Consider the following 5,572-nt stretch of genomic DNA (forward strand, 5'->3'; position numbering starts at 1 on the left):
TCGAACAATCATTATTGTTCGACATTTGTAGTGTTGCCGGATTTCCGCTATTCCATAATTCCTTGATAATACGTAATTCTATAGCATGAAACTGAACATTTTATGAACAAAGCTATATCGAATTCGAGCTTACAGACACCTGAGTTGTTAAACGGAGCAGCAAGCCATATTGTTAGGCTATCCATAAATAAATACATACAAAAGGACTCTCCTCGGAGAGTCCTTTTGCATGTATTTATTTTTTGACGAAGCGTACCAGCGCCTTCTTGCAAACGTTTTTCGCTTGCTCATCCAGCAGCCCAGTATTCCCCACTTGTCCGAACTCCAAATCAACTTATTTTTTCTGCTTTAAATAGTCCGCAAACACTTCTGCAAACGCTTCGGCCGTGCTCAAATTTTCCTGAAGCGTATTATTGACGCCTCCGAATTCAAGAAGCAGGCTGCCGCTCGATACCGACTGGTTGTATTCGCCATTGCCGTTGCTCGAGCCTTTGAGCAACACTCCCCTGGACAGGCCGGGATATTTTTTATTCAGCAATGTGTGTAAAGCATCCGCAAGCTTTTTGTTTTCCTTGTAGTTGGGATTGGCCATGCCAATCACAAACATAACGCGAGCGTATGTCTTCTTACCGATCGTTACGGCTGTTGTACTGCGAGGCAAATCCGCATCCCGATGGATATCCAGAAAATAAGACAAGGAAGCATGGGAGCTGATCGCATTAGCTACAGCTTTGCCTGATTCCGCGTATGATTGCGAATAGTTCAGCTTTTGCTCCGTTAACCTTGCGGCAATATCCGCATTCTCCGAGATGGTTGGAATGCCTCTCTGCTTCAGGGTGGAAGCCATATGTTTGCCGACCAGCGTAATATTTACTTCTTTGTCATCGTACGCGCCGCCGGCGGTGCTGCGTGCAACGTTTTTCCATGATTCGCGATTATGAGTATGGTAGATATATACCCTGCTGTCGCTATCCGGCACTTCCTCCGTTTGAACTACCCACTTGGCAACATACGCTTGTCTGCCGTTCGTCAAAACGATGCGATACCATTCGCCTTCCGAGCCATCGATTCGGAACGTTTCGCCGCTTTGCGCTTTGGCGACGACGCTGTAATCCATCCCGGGCCCGCTTCGCAAATTGGTGACTCCCAGGATTTGAATCACAGTCGCCTTCGGACCATTGTCGGTTTGTTGCCCTTCACCGGGTCCCTCGATTGCGACTTGCTCCTCCGCATCCGTCTCCACGACCCAATTCGCGATGTAGGCTTTGCCTCCTCCGGGAAGTCCCACCTTATACCAGTCGCCATCGCTGCCTTCTATGGCAAAGCTGTCTCCAGGCTGCGCCTTAGCCACGATCTTGTAATCCATTCCCGGCCCCTTGCGCAGGTTTGTTACAGCGATGATATGTGCAACCTTAGCCTGTTTCCCGCCAACCTGACTTGCATTGAGTGTTGAACCAGCCTTGACAGTAGAGGCAAATGCGACATTTTCCGCACCAGACAACAACAGAATGGCTGCAGCGCCACCCAATAATGCATTTCTCAGTTTCAACGCTCAATCTCCCCCGTTTTCGCAAATATGTCTCTGCAAGTTTCGACGGTAAGCGAGGAAAATCCTGCTAATCTCGTTTTTTTCTATTCGAAATGCTAGTTTTATAGTCAGAAATAAGTACTTGCTTAACTTTGCATAACGCCCAAGCCGTCCGTCATATAGTTGGGCAAGGAACGATTTGGAAAGGAGCATAGCTATGAATGCGAGCGATCAATTCCGAACCTATCGCCCATTTGTCGGACCACATGATCCCTGTCCTCCAATCAGAGAAAAGAGCTACAATGTGCCGCCGCAATTATTTATTACTATTCAGCCCCCCAATCTGCCCCAATTCTCCGCCTACGATGCTTTGAAGTACGGGACGTTATGGCCGGCCTTATTTGCCCCATATCCAGATCCTTCTTCTCCTACGCGGGTAACGGGAGGCGATATGTAAATGGCTGAGACAATGCTTGATGAAGCCTATTACAAGCTGTTGCACGATCTGCAGGCGGTCGACTTCGTATTGGTCGAATTAAATCTGTACCTTGATACGCATCCCGGGGACGAAGCTGCAATTGCCCAATTCAACCAATATGCGGAGCTTCGCAAACGAATAGCCGCACAATACGAAGCGGCATACGGACCGCTCATGAACTTCGGTCACAGCATGTCCAAAACCCCGTGGCAATGGAAAGAGGCTCCATGGCCTTGGCAAGTGTAGAGCCGCGCGGAGCATGGACGAGGATAGTCTGATAGCAGGGAAATGCCCGAACTCGCATGCCGGCTGCAAACGAGTGAGAAGTCCAATGGGAAAGCGAGGAGAAGTCAACCGATGTGGGCCTATGAGAAGAAACTTCAATATCCCGTAAGAGTGAGCAAATGCGATCCGCTTATGGCCAAATTTCTGATGGAGCAATATGGCGGTGCCGATGGCGAGCTTGCTGCAGCGTTGCGTTACTTGAACCAGCGTTACACGATACCTGACAAAGTGATTGGACTTCTGACGGATATCGGGACAGAAGAATTGGTACATCATAGTTAGATGTTAAAAAACGTTTCTCTGCAATTAGTTAAATCAAGGATTCTCGGGGGAGTTTTCGAGTTGAAATTACACCGCTACATGATTTTCAGTCCTTAGCCCTCATGTTGAAAGAACTTAATTTGTACCTGGGTAAGTATTGCAGATAATGACACCTTAACGCAGTAAACACAATATGGGGTGCTGCGTCGAGATTCTAAAGTCGAAAGCGGGGAATTTCGGGCATGTTTGTCTATGAGAAGAAGCTTCAATATCCGGTCAGGGTAAGCAAGTGCGATCCGCTAATGGCAAAATTTTTGATGGAACAATACGGAGGAGCTGATGGCGAGCTTGCAGCAGCACTTCGATATTTAAATCAACGATACACCATTCCAGATAAAGTCATTGGACTACTGACGGATATCGCGACGGAGGAATTTTCTCATTTAGAAATGATAGCAACGATGATTTATAAGCTGACAAAGGATGCGACTCCGGATCAGTTAAAGGCGGCTGGACTTGGCGCCCATTACGCTGCACACGACAACGCACTTTTCTACACAAACGCCGCTGGTGTACCATGGACGGCATCATATATTCAAGCCAAAGGCGATCCCATTGCAGATCTGTATGAGGATATAGCAGCCGAAGAGAAAGCTAGGGCCACATATCAGTGGTTAATTGACCTGACAGACGATGTGGATCTCCAAGACAGTCTCAAATTTTTACGTGAACGTGAAATTGTCCATTCACTACGCTTTAGGGAAGCTGTGGAAATTCTGAAAGAGGAACAGGATCGGAAGATCTTTTTCTAAGGCAGTTTACAGTCCGTTATGCCACGTCTTATGTATAACAAACAATAAGGACAGAATGGCGTCCACCAGGGACGTCTGCCTGCTTCATTTAAAGATATGGTGCAGTTTGCAATGAAACTCCTAGTTCACTTTACTATTTCAAGGTCTGTGCCACACTGTCCGTTACTTTAATGAACAACGGCACCGAACATGGCCAGCTACCGGTAGTTCAAGAAAAAATTCTACATGCGCATGATTCAAAAGATACTTTTCCTCAACCTTTATCACACCTTATCGCCAACAGCCGAAATTCATTATTCCCAAAATAATCAAATAGCCGCAGGGTTGCTTTCCCCTACGGCTCTTTATCAATTCAATAATTCCGGCTTGATGTTCTCAATTTGGTCTTCCGGGAAGAATACCACTTCATCCCCATTGTGCACTTTTACATACCCAATGTATTCCGGATCGATGACATCCTCTAAGATTCCTTGATGCTTATCCCCAGTATCCAGTGTGACGATCACCTTTTCACCGAGATATCGGTTAACCAACATATTCATCTCGAATCACTCTCCTTCCGAAATGTATTCGACATGGACCAATTAATACCTGCCTAATTAAGCTGAAATTAGATATTATCTACCCGCATAATGTCCATGAACGGCACTCGATCGGTTTCGCAATTCCTCTGCTCAACGTGGATTAATTTTTGTACGTGAATCCATCTTTACGATTCGTCCGATAACCGGCTCCTTGTTCCATATCTGTAGTTCTACAGTCCCCTCTTCTTGCTGCGCTTCTACCAGGCGCTCCCCCAGTTCCTCCAGAACGTATTCATCCCTTGTAGGTCTCTTTGGTCCTTTATCTTTTGCCATAAGGGTAACACCTCAACCTTTATTGGATTTGAATTGCTGCCCGAGGGCATTCGTATAATTAGTCAACTTCAATCTAATTTCGGTTCGTAACGCCTCTCTAACGATACCAAATCTTTCTTCATAACCTCTACAATAAAATCGGTAATAAAGGATATCGTCGTTCGTTTCTTCTTCCACCACTTTGATATTCCGGTTCTTGAGCTCTTTCTTGTGTTTGAAAAAATCATCGGAAATATTGAACATGATGTGCTCCAGACAACGAAGGATTACACCTTTCAAGGCGACATGAGAAAATCCCATATCATCCATGCTCTTTTGGACCATCTTAACCAATTGAGGGTATATTACGAAATCTCTGATCATGACGTATTCTTCAGGAGTGGGCCTTCCGCTAAGTTTAGGTTGGTCCCGCGACTCAAATTGCTCCTTGTGTTCAGTAAGCAACATCTTCGACTTCTCACGGATTTTTCGTCATCCTCAAGGGCTTTTTTGGCCTTTGCTTTTAACTCTTCCCAAATTGTATTCCAGTGTACTTGACGGTTCCCCTTTGCTTTGGTGCATGCGGGCATGATGGGGCAGTTACTACAATCTTCACATTCTTATAGCTTGAAGCTTTTTTCCAAACCAGATGCGTTTTTCTTCGTTTGGTATTTCTTAAAGCGAACGTAACGGCCATTCGGGCAAAGAATCGATCATCCAACACCCCATACGTCCAGCTAGAGGTATGCCGAATGTCCTTCTAGTAACGATGTGTTTTCTCAAACATGAAGCTGCCATAGGGAATGAGAAAATCGAGGCTCCTTTTCCTCCCCTATCGCATACAAATGGTTCTCTTCACTTCCATAGCCCAAATCGGCAACCATTGTTTTGGGCATCGGCAAAGAAGACGCACCCAGTCGCTCCATATGCGGGATGAAGCAGCGCGTATCGGTAGGTCGCTGGTGGATGCTGTAAAGCAAAAAGAACTGGTTTTCCGTCACCATCTGCACATTGTACCCCGACTTCAGTTGGCCTTTTTTCATGTGATCTTCCTTCATACGCATAAACGTGGCATCTGGATCGGTTTTAGAGTAGCTGTTCCGATCGCCAAAGCAACCTTTCTGCTGCTCATACTTGGCGAGCCTTGGAAAAATTTGTTTCAGTGGCTGCTTCCAGGTACTGCGCTCTTTACGTAAGGATTTCCTCGCTTCGCTGTCGCTTGCTTGAGCGATCTGTTCGGTTGAGTTTTCCGCTTGTTCTTCCAGCATGAAGGCTGTTTCTTCGAGCTGGCCAAGAAGCTCATCTGGTTATTCGCCAGCTTCTTGCTGTGTGAGCGTATGAATATGCGCGAGGGTCTCCTGCACCTTCTCCT

8 protein-coding genes and 2 pseudogenes are annotated in these 5,572 nt (G+C 46.3%); 4 read left to right on the forward strand and 6 right to left on the reverse strand.

Going from position 1 to position 5,572, the window contains the following annotated elements:
* Positions 1 to 334: 334 nt before the first annotated feature.
* Positions 335 to 1,549 (reverse strand): stage II sporulation protein P, encoded by a 1,215-nt coding sequence (spoIIP, locus tag PAT3040_RS05090; RefSeq protein ID WP_108991792.1) that lies wholly within the window; start codon positions 1,547 to 1,549, stop codon positions 335 to 337.
* A 196-nt stretch (positions 1,550 to 1,745) separates the two neighbouring features.
* Between spoIIP and PAT3040_RS05095 the strand changes: the two genes are divergently transcribed.
* From PAT3040_RS05095 to PAT3040_RS05110, 4 genes and pseudogenes are all read left to right on the forward strand, one after another.
* Positions 1,746 to 1,985, forward strand: a complete 240-nt coding sequence (locus PAT3040_RS05095) for a spore coat associated protein CotJA (RefSeq protein WP_108991793.1) — start codon at positions 1,746 to 1,748, stop codon at positions 1,983 to 1,985.
* Positions 1,986 to 2,252 (forward strand): spore coat protein CotJB, encoded by a 267-nt coding sequence (locus tag PAT3040_RS05100; protein WP_087567830.1) that lies wholly within the window; start codon positions 1,986 to 1,988, stop codon positions 2,250 to 2,252.
* A gap of 111 nt (positions 2,253 to 2,363) precedes the next feature.
* Positions 2,364 to 2,564 (forward strand): annotated as a pseudogene (locus PAT3040_RS05105) (manganese catalase family protein); the annotation flags it as partial.
* 230 nt (positions 2,565 to 2,794) lie between these two features.
* A complete protein-coding gene (locus PAT3040_RS05110) occupies positions 2,795 to 3,364 on the forward strand; it encodes a manganese catalase family protein (RefSeq protein ID WP_108991794.1) in 570 nt (189 codons plus the stop codon).
* Between the two features lie 347 nt (positions 3,365 to 3,711).
* On the opposite strand, the gene PAT3040_RS05115 is transcribed toward PAT3040_RS05110, so the two are convergent.
* The 5 genes and pseudogenes from PAT3040_RS05115 to PAT3040_RS05135 form a co-directional block, all read right to left on the reverse strand.
* The gene (locus tag PAT3040_RS05115) at positions 3,712 to 3,906 is read right to left on the reverse strand and encodes a hypothetical protein (RefSeq protein WP_108991795.1); all 195 of its coding nucleotides are present in this window, start codon (positions 3,904 to 3,906) and stop codon (positions 3,712 to 3,714) included.
* Positions 3,907 to 3,974: 68 nt separating this feature from the next.
* A pseudogene (locus tag PAT3040_RS05120) lies at positions 3,975 to 4,221 on the reverse strand (YolD-like family protein).
* A gap of 12 nt (positions 4,222 to 4,233) precedes the next feature.
* Positions 4,234 to 4,668: a YhjD family protein gene (locus PAT3040_RS05125; protein WP_181376449.1), complete on the reverse strand. Its 435-nt coding sequence runs from the start codon at positions 4,666 to 4,668 to the stop codon at positions 4,234 to 4,236.
* The gene (locus PAT3040_RS39870; RefSeq protein ID WP_108991797.1) at positions 4,581 to 4,790 is read right to left on the reverse strand and encodes a hypothetical protein; all 210 of its coding nucleotides are present in this window, start codon (positions 4,788 to 4,790) and stop codon (positions 4,581 to 4,583) included. Before PAT3040_RS39870 ends, PAT3040_RS05125 begins: the two co-directional genes overlap by 88 nt.
* Before the next feature lie 189 nt (positions 4,791 to 4,979).
* Positions 4,980 to 5,468: a transposase gene (locus PAT3040_RS05135; RefSeq protein ID WP_108991798.1), complete on the reverse strand. Its 489-nt coding sequence runs from the start codon at positions 5,466 to 5,468 to the stop codon at positions 4,980 to 4,982.
* Positions 5,469 to 5,572: the final 104 nt, after the last annotated feature.

Source organism: Paenibacillus agaridevorans (assembly GCF_003112455.1).
Taxonomy (GTDB): domain Bacteria; phylum Bacillota; class Bacilli; order Paenibacillales; family Paenibacillaceae; genus Pristimantibacillus; species Pristimantibacillus agaridevorans.

Excerpts from the sequence above, each read along its gene's own strand:
- PAT3040_RS05095 (WP_108991793.1), top strand. The coding sequence starts at position 1,746 with ATGAATGCGAGCGATCAATTCCGAACCTATCGCCCATTTGTCGGACCA.
- PAT3040_RS05100 (WP_087567830.1), top strand. The coding sequence starts at position 1,986 with ATGGCTGAGACAATGCTTGATGAAGCCTATTACAAGCTGTTGCACGAT.
- PAT3040_RS05110 (WP_108991794.1), top strand. The coding sequence starts at position 2,795 with ATGTTTGTCTATGAGAAGAAGCTTCAATATCCGGTCAGGGTAAGCAAG.
- PAT3040_RS05115 (WP_108991795.1), bottom strand. The coding sequence starts at position 3,906 with ATGAATATGTTGGTTAACCGATATCTCGGTGAAAAGGTGATCGTCACA.
- PAT3040_RS05125 (WP_181376449.1), bottom strand. The coding sequence starts at position 4,668 with ATGTTGCTTACTGAACACAAGGAGCAATTTGAGTCGCGGGACCAACCT.
- PAT3040_RS39870 (WP_108991797.1), bottom strand. The coding sequence starts at position 4,790 with ATGCCCGCATGCACCAAAGCAAAGGGGAACCGTCAAGTACACTGGAAT.
- PAT3040_RS05135 (WP_108991798.1), bottom strand. The coding sequence starts at position 5,468 with ATGCTGGAAGAACAAGCGGAAAACTCAACCGAACAGATCGCTCAAGCA.